At 44.3% G+C, this 22,664-nt stretch carries 9 protein-coding genes; all 9 read right to left on the minus strand.

Going from position 1 to position 22,664, the window contains the following annotated elements:
• Positions 1-12 precede the first annotated feature (12 nt).
• The 9 genes from ACFS6H_RS01245 to ACFS6H_RS01285 all read right to left on the minus strand — a co-directional run bounded on the left by ACFS6H_RS01245 (position 13) and on the right by ACFS6H_RS01285 (position 22,647).
• Positions 13-1,980, minus strand: a complete 1,968-nt coding sequence (locus ACFS6H_RS01245; RefSeq protein ID WP_386094218.1) for a RagB/SusD family nutrient uptake outer membrane protein — start codon at positions 1,978-1,980, stop codon at positions 13-15.
• A 34-nt stretch (positions 1,981-2,014) separates the two neighbouring features.
• Positions 2,015-5,362: a SusC/RagA family TonB-linked outer membrane protein gene (locus tag ACFS6H_RS01250; RefSeq protein ID WP_386094221.1), complete on the minus strand. Its 3,348-nt coding sequence runs from the start codon at positions 5,360-5,362 to the stop codon at positions 2,015-2,017.
• Positions 5,363-5,417: 55 nt separating this feature from the next.
• Positions 5,418-6,035 carry a DUF3826 domain-containing protein gene (locus ACFS6H_RS01255; RefSeq protein ID WP_386094223.1) on the minus strand — a complete coding sequence of 206 codons (618 nt, stop codon included), beginning with the start codon at positions 6,033-6,035 and terminating at the stop codon, positions 5,418-5,420.
• Positions 6,036-6,615: 580 nt separating this feature from the next.
• Positions 6,616-9,045: a beta-galactosidase GalB gene (gene galB / locus ACFS6H_RS01260; protein WP_386094226.1), complete on the minus strand. Its 2,430-nt coding sequence runs from the start codon at positions 9,043-9,045 to the stop codon at positions 6,616-6,618.
• Between the two features lie 79 nt (positions 9,046-9,124).
• Complete coding sequence (locus ACFS6H_RS01265; RefSeq protein ID WP_386094229.1) at positions 9,125-11,821, minus strand: family 78 glycoside hydrolase catalytic domain; 2,697 nt, start codon at positions 11,819-11,821, stop codon at positions 9,125-9,127.
• 9 nt (positions 11,822-11,830) lie between these two features.
• Positions 11,831-15,271 (minus strand): malectin domain-containing carbohydrate-binding protein, encoded by a 3,441-nt coding sequence (locus ACFS6H_RS01270; protein WP_386094232.1) that lies wholly within the window; start codon positions 15,269-15,271, stop codon positions 11,831-11,833.
• A 100-nt stretch (positions 15,272-15,371) separates the two neighbouring features.
• Positions 15,372-18,170: a glycoside hydrolase family 95 protein gene (locus ACFS6H_RS01275; RefSeq protein ID WP_386094235.1), complete on the minus strand. Its 2,799-nt coding sequence runs from the start codon at positions 18,168-18,170 to the stop codon at positions 15,372-15,374.
• 193 nt (positions 18,171-18,363) lie between these two features.
• A complete protein-coding gene (locus ACFS6H_RS01280) occupies positions 18,364-19,917 on the minus strand; it encodes a glycoside hydrolase family 28 protein (protein WP_386094238.1) in 1,554 nt (517 codons plus the stop codon).
• Positions 19,918-19,926: 9 nt separating this feature from the next.
• Positions 19,927-22,647: an alpha-d-galacturonidase gene (locus ACFS6H_RS01285; protein WP_386094241.1), complete on the minus strand. Its 2,721-nt coding sequence runs from the start codon at positions 22,645-22,647 to the stop codon at positions 19,927-19,929.
• Between the last annotated feature and the right edge of the window lie 17 nt (positions 22,648-22,664).

Consider the following 22,664-nt stretch of genomic DNA (forward strand, 5'->3'; position numbering starts at 1 on the left):
TAAAAGTTATGATTATTGCCTGTAATCATAAGTACCCTGACCTCCTGAATAATCAAGCCAACCTTTTGTTTGCTGTAACCAGGAGTTATTTGACAGCAGGGTTGCATGTAAACCGGACAGATAGTAATGAGGACGGAAAAGGATGGTTACCGGTAAATTGTTCACACGGTCCCACTCCTGGTCTAGCGGGGTCATTACTAATTTTGCCTGGTACACCGCCTTCAATTTCGCTATTTCTGTAGCGAAATTGGCTGCATCCGGATCAATTAAAATATTCCTGTCTGCAGCGGTTAAAGGATCAGCACTTACAAAACTTTTAGATTGCCAGTAATAGCCATTGCGTTTTGTTCCGTTTAATGGAGCAATGCCCAGTTTCTGACAGGTATTATAACCTGACTCATTATCATTACCATATAACATCCAGCGCTGCAGATCCCAGAAACGTTTTCCTTCATAAGCCAGTTCTACGCGGCGCTCGTATAAGCAGGCCTCAATAGCCGCATACCTGTCGGCAGGTGTACCTACACCATAATTATTGGCTGATGGTATGCCTACACGCTGACGTACTTTTCCAATATAAGTAACCGCATTGCCGATATCGCCAGTTGCTGCATAACACTCCGCAATATTCAATAATAACTCCGCATACCTGTACTCAAAAATATCAGTTCCGGAGAAGGTTAACAGCGTGGTATCTGCATTGGGGTTTGACATTTTACGAACAACTGCCGGACTATTGGTTTGGTTATTATTAAAATAAACCGGGGTACCTGTTGCATTAGGTCTCCACCTGTAAAACCAGGACGATTTATTGGCATTTGTTCTTATACCCCATTTGGCACCGGAAAAAGCAAACGTGCGATAAAAACGGGGGTCACGGTTCTCAAAAAAGAATGTGTCTTTATAATTCGAAGCGTTGGGGCGGGTACCATCTGCCAACGGGAAAAGGTCCAGCATTTCCTTTGTTGCAGAAACGCCGCCTCCGCCATTATGATCGCGGGGACGCACCGATTGTTCCCATGAGTTATTGTACCCCGCTGAACTGGTTTGATTGGTTGATAATAAAGTAACGATCAGGGCTTCTTTATTAAAGGAATTGTCATTCCTGAAAGTCATTTCAGCCCAGTCTTTTGCATTAGCACCAAATAAACCATATCCTGCAGTGGTTAAAGCCGTTTCGGCCTGTAAACCTGCCTGCAACGCTTTTTGCCATTTTTCACTGCCTGGATTATCCCAGTCGCTGTTAAATAAAGGACTTGCCGCAGTTAATAATACACGGCTTTTCATAGCTAAGGCGCCGGCAGCAGTAAGACGGCCATAGTTGGTGGTAGGCGCACTCCATATCATAGGCAATAAGTTTGCCGCCGAGTCAAGGTCTTTAACAATTTGCGTAAATACTTCTGATGATTTGGCACGGGGCACCCTGATCGACTCATCGGTAGAGCTGGCGTTTTGTACAGTAGTAACAATTGGCACACCACCATAAGTACGCACCAGGTCATAATATTGCAAAGCCCTTAAGAAGTACATTTGTCCGCGGGACGTTTTACGAAACTCTTCCGGTAATACCTGGCCTACCGTTTCAATTTTTTCCAGTAAAAAATTGGCGAACCTGATACGGGTATAAGGGTTATTGGTTACCCCTGTACCTACGGAGTTACCATAATAAGTATCCGCATCTGTTGCCAGTTGTAAAAGAATGTTCGGGTTTGTATAGTTAATAACTGTACCGCCTAATTCTTCTGTCATTCTTGACCTGTTGTCATTATATAAACCTACTACAGATTGCAGCGGATTCCTGTAACTCACAAAATAGTAGTTGTACAGCCTGTCTATATACCATCCGGTCTGGGCTTCGTTCGTAAAAATGCTTTCGTCGTATTTATCGTAGCTCTTCATATCCTCCAGGAAACGTTTACTGCAACTTACCATTGTCAGCAGTAACAGGGAAGAGGCCAGGTATAATATTTTATTTTTCATAATACAAGTAATCAAAAGTTTGAAATTAAAAATCTTAGAATCCTACATTCACCCCGAGCGCCCATGTACGTAAGGTGGGGTAACCCACATTTGGTGCATCGTACATATTGCGATACTTATTAGGATAAGGGTTATAAAGATCCCATAGATTGTTTCCTGCAATAAATACCCTGGCACTTTGAATTTTAGCCTTGTTTACCCATGCTTTAGGTAATGTATAACCAATACTCAGTGTTCTAATTACCATACGGAAGTTAGAGAGCATAAAGAAATCTGAATTGGTACCGCCAAACTGATCAAAATAGGCCAGGTTAGGATATTTGCCATTGGGGTTACTGGCCGAATCATACATATCGGTCAGGTAAATCGGATGCGACCATAAGCTATGTGTACTGCTTGTTCCCTGTTTAATATAATCCAGGAAATTAGCACCGCCCCATGAAGTAGCTATCTGGGCAGTCAGTGAAATATCTTTCCAGCCTACACTTAAGTTAGTTGTAATACCATAAGAACGGCTCGATTTTCTGAGTTTTACATAATCCTGGTCTTTTGAAATAGTGCCGTTTGGTCCGGCAATAGTCCTGTTATTAGCATCCAGCGCACCGGCCACATCCTCGTATACCAGCATACCTTTTTTCATCAGTGATTTATTGGTGATACCCATAAAATTAGGTACTGCACCGGTCACACCCGATTTATTAGCCAGGTCTGTCAAATAAGCCCAGTAGTTATCAATATCCGCATCGGTACGTAACATGCCATCACCACCGGAAGTACCTTTCCAGGTTTTAAAACCCCATACCGGTGCAATAGTGGACTGGCCAACTTCTCTCCTGGTAGTAGTTTTGTTAGGATAATCGAAGGGCTGGTCAAAATATTTAGTGATCTTATTATCGCCAAGACCGAAGTTCATACCAATAGAATAGTTGAAGTCTTTATGGGTCTCTCTCCATGTAGCAGCAATTTCAGTACCCCATGCTTTAACGCCACTGTAGTTTTGCTCAGCAAAAGCACCACCTACTGATATAGGTACATTGATCGCACCGGTCATATCGGTTAACATATCGCTGGTGGTATTATAATAACCATCAATAGCTATAGATAACCTGTTTTTCAAGAAAGCCATGTCCAGGCCCAGGTTGCGTTGGGTTGTACGGTCCCATTTAACATCCCTGTTCGGAGAAGCTTCAGGTGTGATACCTGTTGTATAATTACCGCCGTTAGAGCCAAATCCCATTCCTTTATCCGTTTCGGCTTTATATAACTGCATCCATTTCCATGCTTTTACATTATCATTACCGGTACGTGCCAGAGATCCGCGGATTTTTAAGTAGTCCATCCAGGAAACATTGTCTTTAAACCAGCTTTCCTCCGATACTACCCATCCGGCAGAAACTCCAGGGAATGAACCCCAGTAGTTTTCAGGTGCAAACCTGGTAGAAGCATCCTGGCGGTAAACAAACTGTAAAAGGTACTTGTTTTTATAACTGTAGTTCAGGCGGCCTAAATAGGATAAACTACCACTCTCTGTTCTGTAGGTAATTGAATTGGAAGTATTTAATGTACCGGCCGATACCGATGTACCATTATAAGCTCCGGGAATAGGGTTGTCATATATCTGGTACCTGTCCTCCCACTGGTTTTCAGCCCTTTCTACGCTAGCCATTGCCGAAATACTGTGATCACCAAACCTGCGTTCATAGTTAACAAAAAAGTTCATCTGCTGGTTGGTAGAAGTTGTATTATCATAGGTAACGCGGGAGTTAGACCTGTTTAATACAGGGTTATCCCATACCGTAGTGGCAGAATATAAGTGGTTATTAGCCGTATTCATATTATTAGCTCTTGATAAAAGCTGCGCCAGCATAATTTGCTCGGTATTGGTAGCTGTTGAAGTAAGGCCATAGTTTACTTTTAATGAAAGGCCTTTAATATAAGGTACTTCATAGTTCAAAGAAAAAACAGCATTATAGTAGAATGTTTTATTAGTTGTTTTTGAGCCGTTATTCAATAAAGCATAGTAGTTATAGTTGCTCAGTGAGTTATTACCTGACACGTTACCCAGTTTATTAGGTCCCAGCGAAGGCGAAACATAACGGTCTACGCCATTAATATTGTATATCCAGGGAATATACTTGGGCATGTGTAATAAAATATTATAGTCATTCTGCTCACCGCCAATAGCATACGATCCGTCACTGATATTCACTTTAGTAAAGGATTTTTCAATATTGGTACTACCGGCTGCAATCGTTGCCCCTAAGCGCATACCGCTCATTACTTTTACATCTGTACCAGCCCTGTAAGTCCATCTTGTAAAATCCTGCGACCCTAAATTGGCGCCCTGGGTGTAATAGGAAACACCGGTAAAGTATGTAGCCCTGTCCGATCCGCCGCTTACATCTAAAGAGTGTTGCATAGCTCCTGCGGCCCTCCAGTCATTGGCCAGCCAGTCGTAATTTAAAGAGTCCATTCTCGCCAGCTCTGCCTGCGAATACAATTGTGTTTGCGGGTTCCAGCCCATAGCCGTACCAAAACGATTGGCAAACTCACCGTACTGGCGTGCATTCATCACTTTACCATGGCTCACCGCATCATTGGTTTGAAATTTACCACTGTAACTTAAACGGGGCGCACCCACTTTACCTCTTTTTGTCTTTACCACAATAGCACCCTGGGATGCACGTGAGCCATAAATAGCTGCACTCGCGTCACGTAAAACGGTAATGCTCTCTACTTCCGATATATCCAGCATGTTAAACCTGTCCAGGGAAGGTAAACCGGTTTGCGGATCCACCTGTATCACATCATCAATTACCACCAGCGGAATAGTACCGCCACCGTCTTTACCCCAGTTAAACTGTTGCCTGATACTTAAAGTGGCCAATGAACCGGGACGTGTACTTCCGCCACTTACATTAAGACCGGGTATTTGTCCTCTTAATGCTTCGGCAAGACTCGCCACCGGCAGGTCCTGTATTTTTTTCAGATCCGCCGTCGCCATTGAACCGGTAACATCTTTAGCACGCTGCGTACCATACCCGATCACAATCACATCATCCATTTTATCGGCGGTTGATACCAGCTTCACATCCAGGGTACTGGCCGTACCGGCTTTTATTTCATAAATACGGAAACCTACATAAGAAAAAGTAATAACCGATTCGGAGGAAGGCACTTCAAGTGTAAACTCACCCTTATCATTGGTAAGCGTGCCGGCGGTAAAGTTCTTCACCTTTACACTTACCCCTTCCAGCGGGAGTGCTGTAGCTTCGTCCACTACTTTACCTGTAATCATTCTTCCGTTTTGTGCAACGGCAGTAAAGCTTACAAATAAAAACAGCAGCAAAGAAGCAACTTTAAGCAATCTTAATTGATTCATATAGCATTGTTTTGTTTTGGTAATTAAAGAGCAATCTTATAGTTAAAAGACATTATTATTTAGTGTTGTTGTTTTGTTCGCGGGCTTTGATCCTTTTCTGCCACTCCTCCCCTTCTTTCTTCATATCATAACCGGCTGCTGACAGGTAGTTATTGATCCTCCCTTTGTATTTTCCGAATACGGCGTGTTTTTTATCCGAGGTCTCCGCATCCATCGCCAGTTCGCGGGCTTCCACCAGCCAGGCATAAATTTGCTTTTTTTGTTCCGGTGTTAATTGCAGTAACATTTCCTGGTAAGCGGCATAGGTTTTAGGCAGTACACTATAGGTCATGCCATCCTTTACCTTCTCTACCTGTTCAGGAGTAAGTTTATTATTTAATTGAGCAAGAAAAGCAGCATGTAGCTGCTTCACTTTCACCGTTTTTTTATCCTCAACCTGTTTTAACGGCTCTTCCTGTTTCGTTTTTTCGGTATAAGTACTTTTAACCGTTGCAATAGCTTTCTGCGTTTCGTCCTGTATGGTATTCAATGCAAAATACTGGTTGGCCACTACGGTCACTACTTCGTTAAACCTACCCGTATCATCAATACCCAGTGTATTGACAATTTTAGTGGCTCTTTCGGTAATTGTTTTTTTGTAAGCGGCCTCCTGCTCCGGAGTATTTTGTGCCATAGCACTAAAGGCAGTTATTAACAGCATGATAAGCGTTGCGGCCAGCCCGGGTAAATACGAATGACGTATAACAGGCTTTGCAGTATGGACAAGCATAAAACGTTTCATTTAGCTAAGAAAACTTTATCGTTAGATCAACATATAAGTGGTTAAAAACTCCCCTATACATTTATGCTAAAGGTAGAAGTACCTTTTGGCGGGGAAAATGCAAAGTTTGGTTATAAAGATGGAATATTTTACTATTTGATAATATTTCCCAATGCCGGGAACGTTTGCGGATATCATGACTTTGCCCTGCATTATATTATTCGCGGTATTCGCCATTATATTTTTTTGTTCCCGGCTGCAGTACAACGGGCATCGTTCCTTGCGTCGCACACTTCAGCTGCAGTACAGGCTGCAGCTAGGGTGCTTTTATGTACCGGGAATACGCTTCCCCAATGGAACAGGCAGTTTTTACGCTCCCATCTTCTTCTTTTGCAATATTTTATTATGATCCTGCATTGATGGTGATATGGTTAAAAATAAAAAAGGTCTCCGGGTTTTACCCGCAGACCTCCTGCAACAAGCTCCTTTCATTTTACGGTTTGGTACGCAGGGTTATACTGGCCGGTGGCAGGCCGGGACTGCTGACCAAAACGGTAATATTTCCCTTTTTTGCATTATTCTGTACAATACCCAGTGCCAGCCCCTTCCAGCATTTCCGGACAGCGCTTTTAAAAGATACCGTATCTGCCTGGTAACCATTGTCCGTTGCAGCAAGAAACGCCGCACCATCTACCTTCCAGGTCAGGGTATTGCCGGCATCGGGAACAAGGTTCCCATCCTTGTCCACTATACGGGCGGTAACAAAAGAAAGATCTTTACCATCAGCATGAATAGCCGTCCTGTCAGCTACCAGTTCAATCCGCGCCGCTGCGCCGGCAGTATGTATTACTTTCTCTACAATGGTTTTACCATTTTTACGGCTCACCGCTTTTATGGTTCCGGCTTCAAAAGGTACCCGCCACTGCACATGTAAAGCATCCCCTTCTTTTTTCTTCACCCCCAGCGATCTCCCGTTCAGCCAAAGTTCCACTTCATCCGCCTGGTTATAATAAGCCCATATATCTACCAGTTGCCCTGGCTTCCAGTTCCAGTGCGGAAATATATGTAACATGGGTTTATTGGTCCACTCACTTTGGTACATATAATATACATCCTTGGGAAAGCCTGCCAGGTCAATAATACCGTAATACGAACTCCTCGCCGGCCAGGGATAGGGTATCGGCTCGCCTATAAAATCAAAGCCGCTCCAGACAAATAGCCCCGATAGAAAATTATGTTTTTTGATCAGTTTCCAGGTGGTTTCGTGTGTGCTTCCCCAATAGGCAGAAACCTGGTCATAGGCAGAAACCGTATAATCCGGGTTGCCTTTTTCCACTATCTTTTGCGGCGAAGCGGCCGGCCAGAAATAAGTACTGTCCGATGGCATATCATAATGCCCGCGGGTGGCAAAAGCACTCATATTCTCCGAACCAATAAATACCTGATCGGGGAAATGTTGCTGAAAGTCTTCATACACTTCATGGTGGTAGTTCAACCCTATTACGTCCAGTGCCCCGGCTTTATACATAAAGTTCTTCTCCGGGTTCCATTCGCTTAGTCCCGCTGTTACCGGGCGGGTGGTATCTACCGATTTTATCAGGGCCACCATTTCTTTGGTCAGGGTAATGCCTGTGGAATCAAACTGCTCCCTGATCTCGTTACCAATGCTCCACATAAATACAGAAGGATGATTACGGTCGCGTAATACCATATCCAGCAGGTCTTCCCTATGCCATTGTTTAAAATCGGCGAAGTAGTCAAATTTGTTTTTCTTTTTGGCCCACATATCAAAAGCTTCATCCATTACCAGGAATCCCATTCTGTCACAAAGCTCCAGTAATTCCTGTGCAGGCGGGTTATGCGCTGTACGGATGGCATTACAACCCATGGCTTTTAATATCTCCAGTTGTCTTTCCATGGCCCTCACATTCACCGCTGCACCCAGGGCGCCCAGGTCGTGGTGATTACAAACACCTTTTATTTTAAGCCAGTCCCCGTTCAGGAAAAAACCTTTGTCCTTATCAAAATGAAAATGCCGGATACCAAAAGTCTGTGACAACTCATCCACTACTTTCCCGTTCACGGTAAGTGTAGTTACGGCCTTGTACAAATTGGGTTTATCAACCGACCATAAAGCAGGCTGTTTAATATATACTGCATACTCGTGTGTAGCACCTTCTTTTCCTGTTGTTATATTTTTTATTTTACTGATGGGCTCTGTGTTAACCGGTTTACCTGCTCCGTCAAATACTTTTGTATTAACCGTTACCACAACATCTTTCCCGGTAAGGTTGGTTATACCGGTAGCAAAGTTTACAACAGCATACTGTTTGTTTACCTGTGGCGTAGTAATAAACTGGCCCCATTTTTTAATAGCAACCGTATTGGTAGCCACCAGTTTTACATTACGGTAAATACCCGAGCCGGAGTACCAGCGTGAGTTGGGCTGCATACTGTTATCCACTTTTACGGTGATAACATTGTTATGCGGAGCCGGTTTTATATAAGGCGTCAGGTCATAACTAAAAGCACTATACCCATAGGGACGCAGGCCCAGGTATTGCCCATTGACCCATACTTCGCTGTTACGGTATACCCCGTCAAATTCAATGCGTACCTGTTTGCCGCTTGCCTGTTTGGGTAATACAAATGTTTTACGGTACCAGCCAATGCCCGTTGGCAAGGCTCCGCCCTGGGTGGTGGCGGGATGGTCTTTGCTGAATGTGCCTTCAATACTCCAGTCATGCGGCAGGTTAAGGTTACGCCATGCCGCATCATTGTATGAAGGTTGTATGGCAGTACTGTCGTTTTGTAAACTGAATTTCCAGTTATCATTAAAGTTCAGCGTAAGCCTGGTACCTGATTGTGCCATCAACCCTGTTGAAATAAAAAGATAAACGGTATAGATAAAAAGTTTTTTCATTGTTCAATAGCATTACTACAGTTGAATGGAGCGTCGCAACAGCAGCCCCATCAGGGCTATAAAGCCCGTATACAAAAAATTATTTCAGGGTTACAGTAAATTTGTGTTCACCGGAACCAATATGTATGGGTTTGTTTATTTTATTATTGGACGGCAATATAATTTGCGCCGTTGTATTGACCGGTATGGTTACTGTTAACTCAAACTGTTTACCTTCTTTTTTCCAGGAAGATTGAATAACGCCATAGGCAGAATGATAACCGGCCTGCGCAGCTGTTACCGTGCCTACCACCTGCGGTTGAATAATAATATTTTTATACCCCACACTGTTGGGCGTCTGTTTAATACCGGCCAGGCTTTCATAAAACCATTCCATCAAATGCCCCAGCATCAGGTGGTTGTTACTTACCGTTGGTAATGCCTGCCATGATTCGGTCAATGCAGTAGCGCCCTGGGCTAACTGGTAACCATAACCGGGTACATCACTGCGACTGTTCATATCAAAAATAACATCGTTGCGGCCTGCATCACTGAGTACTTTTAATAAATAGCGATAGCCAATATCTCCGGCCGTTACCTTGTTATCATTCTTTTTAATGCCGGCAATTAAGTTTTTTAATACGGCCTGCCGGTTTTTATCCTCTACCAGGCCCATGTATAAAGGCATGGCATTGGAGGTTTGACTACCGCTGCCATATTGCATTTTTGCCGGGTGAAAATAGGCTTTGTTGAATGCCTTTTTAATGCGTGCCGCCTCACTTTTAAATTCTGCGGCATCATATTTTTCACCTAACAGGTTGGCCACTTTCTCCATAATGCTGAGGTCGTAATAATAATAGGCCGTTGCCGTTAACCCCATTGGTGTGAGCTGTGAAAAGCCCGGGCGTTGCGGCCCCAGATCATACCAGTCACTTAAACCCCACATCAGTAAACCACTACTGTCTTTTGATTGCAGGTACCTTACATAGCGGCGCATGGTAACATAGTTATCTTCCAGCACTTTTTTATCGCCGTACCATAAATAACTATACCAGGGAAAGATAATGGCATTACTGCCCCATTCCGGTGAATCGCGGAAATAGCCATCGGCAAAATGCATTTCAGTAAATTCGGGAACCGTGCCCGGCACCAACCCTTTGGGTGATTGTGCAACCTGTATATCGCGGAATATTTTTTGTGATAAAGGAGCAATATTGTAGTTGTATTGCATGGAGTTACCCATAAGATGCACTTCCTCCTGCCAGCCCAGCTTTTCGCGGTGCGGGCAATCGGTAAATACACTCTGCATATTACTGTTGATGGCCCATAAGATGAGGTCATAGGTTTTATTAAATAAGTCACTGGAACTATGAAAGGTTCCCACCTTATCGGCACTGTTACGGGAGTGCAGCCCTTTTACCGCGGTTACCACCGGCAAACCGGTCGATGCCGTATTTTTAACCAGCTCTACCTGTACATACCGGTAACCATAGTAATGAAAACGGGGCTGCCAGCTTTCCTCACCCTCCCCTTTAAGAATGTATTGATAAAACACCGGGCTGCCGGTATGTTTCTGGTTCGCCAGGCCTTTCTCTGTTAATAGTTCTGCAGGTCGTAAACGGATGGTATCGCCTTTATTACCCTTTACGCTAATAGCGGGTATGCCGGACATGTTTTGTCCCATATCATATACCCATAGCGTATCACTGATCTTTGTTTGTTGTACCGGGTTAAAAGCCTGCATAATTTTTACCGGTGTACTTACCTGCGATTGCAGGTCATGCCCGGTGGTAACCAGTACCTGTTTCCATTGTGTATCATTAAATCCCGGTTGGTCCCAACCAGCCTGCTCCAGGTTGGCATCATAATCTTCGCCGCCGTAAATGCTGGAAAAAATAACAGGCGAAGCCGCCGTCTTCCAGGTATCATCAGAAATAATATCTTCTTTGGAACCATCAGTGTATTCAATGGCAATACGGCTGATCATTTTAGGATAATCATAGGCGCCGGTCATTTTACGGTAACGTTCGCCGGGGATATAGTAAAACCCATTACCCAGCATCACACCCACCGCATTTTCTCCGGGTTGTAAATAGTTACTGATATCAAAACTAACATACAGTGCCTGTTTATTATACCTGGTCCAACCGGGATCTAAAAAATGATCACCTACTTTTTTACCATTCAGCATCATTTCAAACTGACCCAGTCCGCAAATAAAGGCAGTAGCCTGTTTAACGGGCTTATTAACGCTAAATTGTTTACGCAATAAAGGCAAGGTATTCGGTCGTTTGCCCCAGCTTTTATCACCGTTGCCATGAGCAGCCGGATATATCTTCCTGGCATCAGGTAAAATGGCATTGGTGATCCATTGTGCTTTTTTCCAGTCATGCTGGGTGAACAGGCCCATCTGCCAGGAGCTGACAGGACTCCACGGTGACTGGTTACCTTTATTATCCCAGCTCATTACTTTCCAGTAGTAACGGGTAGCGGGTGCTAAAGCAGGGCCATTGTAGGCTACCTGTATAGAAGTATTTGCGGTGATCTTTTTAGAATCCCAGCTTATGTTTTCGTTATTGATTAATGCAAGAGAGTCGGTACTGACTACAATACGATAAGCTGTTTGCAACACATTTTGCTGCAAGGATCGCAGTTCCCAGCTTAAAGCGGGTCGAGGTATATCCACCCCCAGGGGACGCTCCTGTAACTGGCAACGCAGGTTGTGTACGGTAAAGTTTTGTGCCTTTACAGCAACCGGTATAGCAGCCCATAAAATAAAAAACATTTTCTTCATCATCTCAGCTTCCTATTGTATTTCAATACTACGTATCGCCAATTGTTGTCCGCCTTCGGTAATAAAACGTACCCGGTAATGACCGGCATTGATCATACCCGGTGTATTAAAACCAAGGGTATTCCATTTACCGGGCCGGGTAAAGCCAATGGACAGTTCTTCATCTAACATTATATCATCTGCCGAATTAATTAATTGTAACCGGCCTTTTATTTCATTTTGCAGCGGGTAATAGTATTTAAATGTAATAGCATACTGATCGGCCACACCGGTATGCACCGGCCATTCCACCATTACCCGGTTATTGGTATTCACCACACCACATTCTTTTTCATTGGCTATGGCAACTTGTACACCCAGAGGTAATATCGCTTTATCAATATTATATACCGTTGTTTTTTTCAGGTCAAAAGCGGCCTGCATGCTATCAACCGGTACTATCATGATCAGTTGGGGATAGTTTGCTGCTTTTACAACCACCGGTTCACCTGCCTTATAACGTTTACGGTACACGGCATACAGTTTACTGCCACCTTCATCGGTTTCTATAAAAGTTTGTGTGGCTTCCATTTGTGCAAGCCATTCTGCCGAGGGTTTTAAGGCCGAATCTATACCAATAAAAACATCGGCTGGTTTGTGTATGGTAAAACTAATATCAGCATTTTGTTGCCGGGGTTGCTGTATCCAGTCGGCACCATATAATTTAGAAGGCAATGAACGGAATTGCACATTCCCATCACTGAATGTTTTATCACCGGCATCTAACCAGGTTTGAGCGGCACCGGTTTTACTTTGCAAAGTAATTAACTGTAAGGCAGGTGCAAGTTGTACATTTTTGTTGGTAGTGGCAATAGCGATACCTGCTATCAATGCCTGCCCTGCTTTTATATCAGGGAATGATAAACGCAGCATACCACCTTTTACCTGCACTGTCACCACTTTTTTTAAGGCCGCATTGGTACCGGCTTCTTTCCAGATATCAAGATCTTTTAAAACAACTTTATCATTCACCGCCACATCAAATAAACGCATAGCCCCGGCATCCATACCACCGCCAATACCCAGCCAGGGTTCATTGAAATATAGTTCAACCCTGTATTCACCGTCCGGCAGGGGAAACTGGAAACTTAACTGCTCACGTCCATACCGAAAGCTTTGAAATAACGGCCAGTCCCTGGTGTTTTTAATGGGATCATTGGTCCGGCGCTGGCTGGCAAAGAATGCAGGCATGCCGGAAAAATGATTGGTCCAGGATAAGGAACCCTGGTTTTTAGTATTACCATTGGGCACTGACCTGTCCGCTGACCATTTGTTCTGGTAAGTATCGGTATACCCCGGTCCGCCACAGTTAATACGGTATACATAGGTAAAGCCTTTGGCAGGTTCCAATAAAGGTTTTGCGGTACGGTATAGTTTGTCAAAACCCGGGGCCTGGGGTAAATGATCCAGCACAATGGTATCCCTGGCCACCGCTTTACCCTTTACATATCCTACGGCATATAACACGTTAAACTGAATATTTACTTTATCCCAGGTAAAATGTGTGCCGATGCCATCACGTTTTCTTTTACCTAAGGAAGCGGCTTCTATATCATTAAACAGTTCCACTTCTTCGCAATTGGAGTAAACACGGATATCATTTTTAATACCGGGTGTTGTCCAGCGGTTAGGCCAGGTATGTGAAGCTATATATACCATGGGTGCAGTAGTGTAGTTACTGCGGTACATATACAATACATCCGTGGGCTCTTCCCAGGGCGTTAATAAGCCTTTATAATTTACAGGACCAACTCTGTCCAGTTCACGCAAGCCTTCGCCGCCCTGTACCCTGCCGGGATTATCATGTGAAGTAAGCAACCAGAAGAAATGACCGGCCGCACTGTCCTTGGCTTTTTCTGCCAGGCGGACTTTCTGTTCCATCAGCTCCGTCATCCTGTCTTCACTCACCGGGCCGTTTTGTACAAAGCCACCCTCTGTATGCAGGTCCAGCGTACGCCAGGCACCATACTCTCCTATCAACACCTGTCTTTTTACATCCTGGTCATAAGCAGCAGGGTTACCGCCATAAGTGCCTGTCCAGTTTTGCGGCACATCCCAATCTGTTCCTTTACCGCCATTGCAGGTAGTCACTAATCTTTCTGTTGATGCTGTCGGGTCAAGCGTTCTTATTAGCTCTGTACATTCTTTGGCAAAGTCTTCAGGCAAAGTGCTTTCGTTTTGTAAACCCCATAGTACTACGGAAGGATCATTTCTTCTTTCTATCACCCACTCCCTTAATAGTTTTTTAAAGTTGCTGCGGAATGCAGGATTATCAAACCAGATATGTGCCGATAATTGTGTCCACCATAAAATGCCTAATTCGTTACATAACTGCCCGTATAATAAATGATGCGGCTGGTGACCATCGCGAAAAGCATTAAAGCCGGTTGATTTGATCCAGTTCATTCTTGCCCTCACCTGCTCCTTACTAAAAGCATGACTCTGCCCGATAATATGTTCATATTCCGCAATGCCATTCATAAATACAGCCTGCCCGTTTAATAGAAACTGGTTAGTGGGCGTATGCCATTTTACTGTACGGAAACCAAAACTCGTTTTTGTTTCATCCAGCAGGCGGTTATTTTCCTTCACAGTTGTTACAATGGTATACAGGTAAGGATTGGTAACTGACCAGCGCACGGGCTTGTTGATGATAATATTTTTTTGCAGTTGGGTTAAAGAATCACCGGCTTGCAGTACCTGTGTATAACTAACCGTTTTAACGGTTTGTTGTTGTGCATTGAGTAAACGGTGCGTAATTGTTACCGTACGTTTGGTCGGGCCGTAATTTTTTACCGTGGTATTGATGTTTAATGTCGATTGCTGTTCGCCTACATTGGCCCAGGCATGAATACCGAAAGGCTCAATGCGTACATCATCCGTAACCAGCAATTGTACCGGCCGGAAGATACCCATGGGTTGCGAGCCTTCTGAAAAGCCACGCTCCTCACTGCAGCCGCCGCATACCCAGGGCAGGTCCTGTATATGTGCCGGGTGGTCGGCCCGCACGGTTAACAGGTTATCCGTACCATCAGTTTTAAAATGATCCGTTATATCCAGCGTAAAACTGGTACGGCCGCCGGCATGCTCACCTATATAAGTACCATTTAAATAAACCGTAGCATAAGAACCTGCCCCTTCAAAAACCAGGAAGAAACGTTTACCCTGCCTGGATGCATTGAGTGTAATATTTTTTTTATACCAGGCAGTACCGTGTTTGTTACCATGTAATAAACGGCGATAACCATGGTAATCGTCCCAGTTATGAGGTATGGAAACTTTTTTCCAATGCGCATCAGCCGCAGGCACCGGAGCATCTGTGGTGTTTATGCCTGCATGATCGTTTGCCGTCGTGAGCCAGTTATCATACAGGTTAATTTGTTTACGTTGTGCCGATACCGTTAATGAAAGCATGCCACACAGCATGGTAAAAAGGATGCCATGAAAAACCGGACGATGAACGGAGCGTCGCAACCACTGCTGCCTTATGTCCCTAAAGCCGGTATCATAAAAATTATTGTACTTGCAATGCTGCATTAAAAGTATAGGTCTTGTTTTTTAGGGTATTGAGTTTTGTTTCCTTATTGCCGTATTTCAGTACCAGTGGTTCACCGGATTTTGACAATACCTGCAATTGTTGCAGCTGACCATTATTCCATTGCATGGATACTTCAAATCCACCACGGGCACAAAGGCCTTTTACGCTTCCCTGCGGAATAGCAGCAGGCAGGGCCGGCAATATATCCAGGTAACCCGCATGGCTTTGCAGCAACATTTCAGCAATACCTGCAGCGCCGCCAAAGTTGCCATCTATCTGGAAAGGTGGGTGTGCATCAAAGAGGTTCACATAACTACCGGCTCCGCCTTTTGCCGGGCTTAATAACATTTTTATCAGGCGGTAAGTATGATCGCCGTCTTTAAACCTTGCCCATAAGTTTATTTTCCATCCAAGACTCCAGCCCGTTGCTTCATCACCCCGGTATAATAAAGATTGATGGGCAGCTTTCATCATGTCCGGTGTATGATCCCAGTTAATTTCGTTACCGGGATATACGCCCCATAAATGGGATACATGGCGGTGTTTGTTGGTGGTATCATCCACATCTTTCATCCATTCCTGTAACTGGCCGTATTTACCAATGGTGTTGGGTGCAATACGTTTATATTTTTCGGCAAGCTCAGTACGTAAAGCTTCATCCGTGTTTAAAATAGCGGCAGCTTGTATCACATTGTCAAATAAACCGCGGATGATCTGGTGATCCATGGTAGGACCGGCAACCAGTCCACCCTGTTCCGGTGAGTTGGAAGGTGTACTGATGAGGTAACCCGTAACCGGGTCGGTAATTAAAAAGGCGTTAAAGAATAAGGCCGCCTGTTTCATTAAAGGATAGGCCTGCGTTTGTAAAAAGTTTTTATCTTTTGTAAACAGGTAACGCTCCCATAAATGCTGACATAACCAGGCACCGCCGGTAACCCATATACCATGATTGGGATGGTTGATAGCCGCCGTACCCCGCCACAGGTCCGTATTATGATGTAATACCCAACCCGGCGCATTGTAATAAGCTTTGGCGGTTGCGGCACCGGTAACCGATAGTTCTTTGATCATACTGAACAGTGGCTCATGCAATGGAGAAAGGTTTAATAACTCAGCCGGCCAGTAATTCATCTCCAGGTTAATATTAGTGGTGTATTTGCTACCCCATGGCGGTGTTTGCAGGTCGTTCCAGATACCCTGCAAATTAGCCGGTCTTGTACCTGGTCTTGATGCGGCAATGAGTAAATACCTTCCATACTGCGCATAGAGTGCCGCAAAAGCAGGATCATTGGCCGTAGCAAATTTTTGTAACCGTTCATCCGTGGGCAGGTGCTCATCACCCTTACCAAAACTAATGGAGAAGGTATTAAAGTATTGCTGGTATTCTTTAATATGCGCCTGCTTTATCTGCGCATAACTCAACGCAACTGCTGACTGCAATTGTTTTTTGCTGATAGCAACAGCATTGGCCGATACATCCTTGTAATTTTTATAGTTAGTAGCCGCTGTTATATACACCGTAGCTTCATCAGCCTTATTTACCGTTATGCCCGTTGATGTAAACCGTATACTACCGTTTTTAGTCCGTACCCGGATATGGCTTACACCTTTTAAGCTGCCATGTTTTACCTGCAGGTTTAATTCCTGTGTAAACGGATCAATTTGTTTGAGTGTATATTTTTTGTGTACACTGGTTAAAGCCACTTCAAAGTTAATATGGCCTGTTTTACTGGCCGTTAACTGTACTACAAATACCTGCTGCGGCTGGCTTACCAGGTATTCTCTTTTGTATTGTACCTCACCATCTGTATAACTAGTAGTGGCAATAGCCGTACTGATATCCAGTTCGCGACGGTAGTTGGTAATATTAGTAGTATTGAACCGCAACCAGATATCGGAAAAAGGCTGGTAACTGGCCTGGTAGGTGCCCGCAGCCGGTGGTTCATCGTCCTGTATAAAAAATTTCCATTTGCCGTTTAAAGATAGTTTCGCCTGTTCATTTCCTTTCGGGTATACACCAATATGTTTAGTAGTATCCTTATAACCGGCCACACCACCTTTGTCAAAAAAGTTCAGCACCTGTATGGCAATACTGTTTTTACCGGCATGTAATACCTTAGCCGGTATCACATAGCGCCTGGCTTCGGTATTTTTCTGCGAACCCACCAATACACCATTCACATAGGTTTCATCTTCATCACGAATGCGGTTCAGGTCCAGCACCAGGTCCTTCCCCTGCCAGTCGGGCGGTAAGGTAAAATAGGTTCGTAACCAGATAGCACCGTCTAATCCTTCCTGCCCTACAGATTCCCATCCATCGTAAGCAGGCACCTGTAACCAGCCCCATTTACTGTCATTATATTTTTCAGCCGCAGGGTTGCCTGTTAATCCTTTCCCGGATTTAATTTTCTGAAGCCATGCTTCCTTTTTTCCTTCCTCCGATTTTAATCCCATGAAGTGTTCACCGGCTATCGCTTCTGCCTCCCGCTGTTTACCGGCAAAAAGTAATTGCCTGATGGTATCCAGGTAATGCCAGGAACCCGGTTTATTATAATCCCTCGGTCCGTCTGTCCATAGGGTTTCTTCATTCAATTGAATACGGTCCTCGTTTACGCCACCAAATACCATGGTTCCTATCCGGCCATTACCCAGGGGCAGGGCATCGGTCCACTTTTCAGCGGGCTTATTGTACCACAATTTCAGATCCTGTGCCTGCAGTAATTGCACACACCCGGTTAATAGAATGGCTAATAAATAGGTTTGTTTTGTTGTCATTTTTTATCAATGTTTTGTCCCTGATGGGGCGGTTGTTGTGTTGGGCCTAAATGATATTGTTATGGGTTGTACATTTTTGCCGCATTGTTGTAGAGACTCCAGCATTGTTGCAGAGACCCCAACATTGTTGTAGAGACTCCATGCATGGAGTCTCTACAACAATCACCATGAACCATTAACCATGAACCATGAACTATTTCTTCACTTCTTCGCCGTACACCACTGCGGCATCGCCGGTTTCATTATTTAACAACTTCACCTTTTCTGTGGTGGCCCCTTTTATTTCTGCAAATGTCTTTACATTTTTAAATAACCAGTTATTCCTTAACAGGGCCGCCTTTACATCTGTTAACCGGATCATGGGCGACGTTGCCGGCAATTTGGCGGCGCTGATATTATCCAGGTCAATCCGTTCGGAATTACTCACTGTTACTGCGGGGCCAGTTTCCGTGTTTATACGTACACCATGCAATGTAATATCTTTTGCATTGCGAATGGTAATGCCGCGTTTGGCTTCAAACACCACATCGTTCAGGCTGATCTCCTGTACCGGCATTTCAGCAAGACCATTGATAAACATAGCTTCATTGGTATAGGCCGTTACATTACTGATACGGATATTACGGAAAGCAGGTGTACGCTCACTTACCGGCTCCACAGGTACTTTGGCATATTCCATATCCATTACAATAGCCTGGTCGCGGATATTTTTCATGACAATATTATCAATACGTATATCTTCCACCACACCGCCACGGCCACGGGTTGTTTTTAAACGGATACCCCTGTCGGTGCCATCAAATATGCAGTTACTGATCACGATCTTTTTCACGCCGCCACTCATCTCACTGCCTATCACCACACCACCATGTCCCGCCAGCATAGTGCAATTGGTAATGGTATAGTTTTCCGCCGGCCTGTTTTTGGTGCGACCCGGAAGATCCTTACCCGATTTAATGGTGATACAATCATCCCCTACACTTATATGACTATCGCTGATACGCACATTACTGCAGGATTCAGGATTAATCCCATCCGTATTCGGCGCATTTCTTTGCGGATTAGTAATAGTAACGGCATGTACCGTTACATTATCACAAAACTGCGGATTTACCGTCCAGAAAGGCGAGTCTTTTATCGTGATACCCTCGATCAGTACATTTTTACAATGCATAAACTGGATGAATGCCGGGCGTAAAAAACCGCGTTTCATTTGTTTGGGATCATCGGGCAATAAAATATCCTTGTTAAGGTCATCAAATATCAATTGCCATTTACTTCTTGGCTGATCGGCTTTATAGCCTTCTACAAAATCCCACCATTTTTTCCCATGTCCATTAATTAATCCCCGGCCGGTGATGGTGATGTTTTCAGCACGGTTGGCATAGAACAGGGGAGAAAAACTCGTCACATCAACGCCTTCATAACGGCTTTCTACCATGGGCAGGTAATCGTCAAAATTATCACTGAAATGTATCTCGGCACCGGCTTCAATATGAATGGTGATATTGCTTTTTAAGTGTATCGGGCCGGTTAAATATTTGCCTGCAGGAAAGTATACGGTACCGCCGCCGGTTTTCACAGCCGCATCAATGGCTTTTTTAATGGCAGCAGTGACTTTGACGCTGCTGTCGTTTTTTGCTCCGTATTTGGTTACATCAAAAAAGCGTTGTGCCTGTACTACCGTACTGCTGACTAAAAAAGCGATCCATAAAATATAACTACGCTTACAATTCATCACTTCCATGATTTATAATTATTCAAACAACCAATCTATCTCCTTGCTGGCACCACTTTCGGTTAAACCTGCATCATACAGGGGTATTATTTCATCATCATATACAAAGCCCAGTATTACGCATACCCCTTTTGCCAATTTCAGGATATTGTTGCCGGCAGGGAAGGTATAAGTATGCACATTTACCGGTGGCATGCCCTTTATCACCAGTGCATTGGCAATTTTTGTATCCGCCTGGCCATAATCATTGGCCAGTGCATTGGTTTCCAGTTCCGGCGCCTTCAGGTAAACGCTATCCTGTGTAAAAGCCGCACGGGTGGGCTTAAAATAACCTACCAATACCTTTACCGGTTTGTTGTTAGTAAACTGCACCTGTGTAGGATTTTTTAATAGCTGCTTATAGGATAATTGCAGGCCTTTTAATCCTTTCAATTCTTTGGCAACAGCCATCACTTTTAAAGTGGTGTCCGCAAAAATAGCGGCCGCACTATCCAATGTATAAGCCGGTGTAATAACACCTGTTAATTTCACCGGTGCGTTGGTAAGTGGTTTTACGGTTACCACGGGTGCATTGGCATTTCGTTGCAAGGAGTCTATCTTCCTGGAGAAATGTTGTACTTCTTTTTCAAAAGGGGCCACCATCTCGTACCAGTTTTTATAAGTAGCATCTACCCCACGCATGGGTATTTTCCGTTGCTGGGTCTGCATACTGTTGGCATATAAATAAGTGCCTTTGGTAAGATCAGATAGCTTTTTATACCAGTCCACACTTTTTTGTAATAAGGGTAAGGCTTTCTGCAGGTCACTGATATCGTTGGAATATTTGTAACGCAGCGTGTGCAGGGCAGCTTCAGCCTTGTAAGCAAAATGATAGGCCAGGGCACGATAACTGTACATATCATTTTTCAATCTTTCAAATTCAGCCTGATCGGCCTTTACCCCTTTCGCCGCTGCTTCTATGGCAGCTACGGCTTTATCGCCATGTTGTTTTACTTCCTGTATAATTTGTACCGGTGTTTCGCCAATATGTTTTTCGCCCTTCCATTCCTTTTCGGCATATTGTATCAGCATTTCTCCTTCCGGGCTTTCCCCATCGTATAGTAAGGTAAACAGGCCATAACGGTAAGGATTGATGAGTTGGGTCATGAGCATACCCAGGGTTAAAGTCTGGCGGTTACCATCGGTTATACCAAAGCGGCGTAATAGCTTGGGGGCAATCTCACCCGATTCCTCATAAGCCGTCAGTATCTCTTTTCCCTGTTGCGCATTCGTTCCAAACTTTGAAGCCAGTAAGCCCCCCCAATAGTTTATTTCCTCCTTCCTGTCACGCTTTGCCTTCCAGGCATAACGGCTCCAGGCGGCATACCATATCCAGTCTCTTTCAATTTGCAGTAAACGTTTTCCTTTAACACTGTCGGCACTGTAAGGCCAGTCCCAGTAAGATGCCTGCGGATACAAGTGCAGGCCATTACCGCCCATTACTTCATGCATACCAATCACCGATTGTTGTATAAAATCGGCCGAGCCATACCGGAAAGGTTCCAGGTTGGCCAGTATATGAATGTTCTCTATTTGTACACTCCCCAGCTTACTTAAGGTCTGGTGCAACTCGGCCCAGGCGCCTCTCGGCCGGGCGTAGGTCAGGGCTTCGCCATTGAATTTGGCTTCGGTGTATAAATTTTTATACAGGGGTAAAGAAGCACGCATCACGGCCGGGGCATCGGTATCATGTGCCCTTAATACGATCGGTGGTTCGGCAGTCTGACCAAGCGCTTTTAACCCGTCCTGTACACCGGGAATAATGGTTTTGGTGAACCACTCAATATCATCAGGCCCTACACCTTCCATTGCTTCACCCAAGCAGACCATCAATCCAACATTGGGATATTTTTCTACAAAAGCCGCAATGGATTTACGGGTATAATCAGCAATTAAAGGTGTAATCGGTCTTTCCCTTTCCTGCGTTTTAATATGGTGATGTTCGGCAAAAGGTTTCGATACAATAATATTATAGAACATCTGTATTACCCAGATGCCCCGTTTATCTGCTTCCGTGGTGAGGAAACTGTACATCTCCTCGTTCTTTTTAAAAGTAGCATCATCCACTTCTACCGCATAAGGATAGTCTTTCAGTCTTACCAGCGAAGCAAAAGGATGACCATTCCATAAATACAAAGAGTTCATCCGGTTGGCCACCAGCGAGTCCAGGTATTGTATCCATAGTTGTTTATCGTAAAACCAGGGGAACACTTCAGGGGTGTAAGGATATTCATACACATTCCTGCCCGGCAGGTAGTAAGGCTTTTGTACACCAATACAGGCCCCTCTCAATACCATCTCGGGCTGGTCCTGCAATTTCAAGTCAGACGGTAACTTTTTTGCCGCCTTTGATTGTTCCAGTAATTCCAGGCAACCATATAAAACACCGGATTCATCGGCACCGGTTATGTTTATTTTTTTACCCGCAGCCTCTATCGCAAAGCCTTCTTTTCCTAGTCCTTTTGAAGGGTCAACCCCCAGTATAATTACATTACCCTTTATATTTTTAGTACCCGCAGTCGTTACTGCATCATACCCCCAGCTTTTTAAGTTTTTTACTAATTGTGCTGCGCCAAATTGTACACGGGGTGCCGCTTTGGATGGCACTACCACGTACACTTTTTCACTAGGTGCTGCCTTTACAACCGTACCACCAAACACAAAAAAACAAGTTGCCAGTATAAAACAAAAAACTCTCATCACTTTTCAAAAAAAAT

It is taken from the genome of Terrimonas rubra (assembly GCF_042686025.1).
GTDB lineage: Bacteria > Bacteroidota > Bacteroidia > Chitinophagales > Chitinophagaceae > Terrimonas > Terrimonas rubra.

What these genes read in the sequence shown, in the direction of transcription:
- galB (WP_386094226.1), bottom strand. Translation starts at nt 9,045, where the DNA reads ATGAAAAAACTTTTTATCTATACCGTTTATCTTTTTATTTCAACAGGG.
- ACFS6H_RS01255 (WP_386094223.1), bottom strand. Translation starts at nt 6,035, where the DNA reads ATGGCACAAAATACTCCGGAGCAGGAGGCCGCTTACAAAAAAACAATT.
- ACFS6H_RS01280 (WP_386094238.1), bottom strand. Translation starts at nt 19,917, where the DNA reads ATGGAAGTGATGAATTGTAAGCGTAGTTATATTTTATGGATCGCTTTT.
- ACFS6H_RS01275 (WP_386094235.1), bottom strand. Translation starts at nt 18,170, where the DNA reads ATGACAACAAAACAAACCTATTTATTAGCCATTCTATTAACCGGGTGT.
- ACFS6H_RS01270 (WP_386094232.1), bottom strand. Translation starts at nt 15,271, where the DNA reads ATGCTTTCATTAACGGTATCGGCACAACGTAAACAAATTAACCTGTAT.
- ACFS6H_RS01245 (WP_386094218.1), bottom strand. Translation starts at nt 1,980, where the DNA reads ATGAAAAATAAAATATTATACCTGGCCTCTTCCCTGTTACTGCTGACA.
- ACFS6H_RS01265 (WP_386094229.1), bottom strand. Translation starts at nt 11,821, where the DNA reads ATGATGAAGAAAATGTTTTTTATTTTATGGGCTGCTATACCGGTTGCT.
- ACFS6H_RS01285 (WP_386094241.1), bottom strand. Translation starts at nt 22,647, where the DNA reads ATGAGAGTTTTTTGTTTTATACTGGCAACTTGTTTTTTTGTGTTTGGT.
- ACFS6H_RS01250 (WP_386094221.1), bottom strand. Translation starts at nt 5,362, where the DNA reads ATGAATCAATTAAGATTGCTTAAAGTTGCTTCTTTGCTGCTGTTTTTA.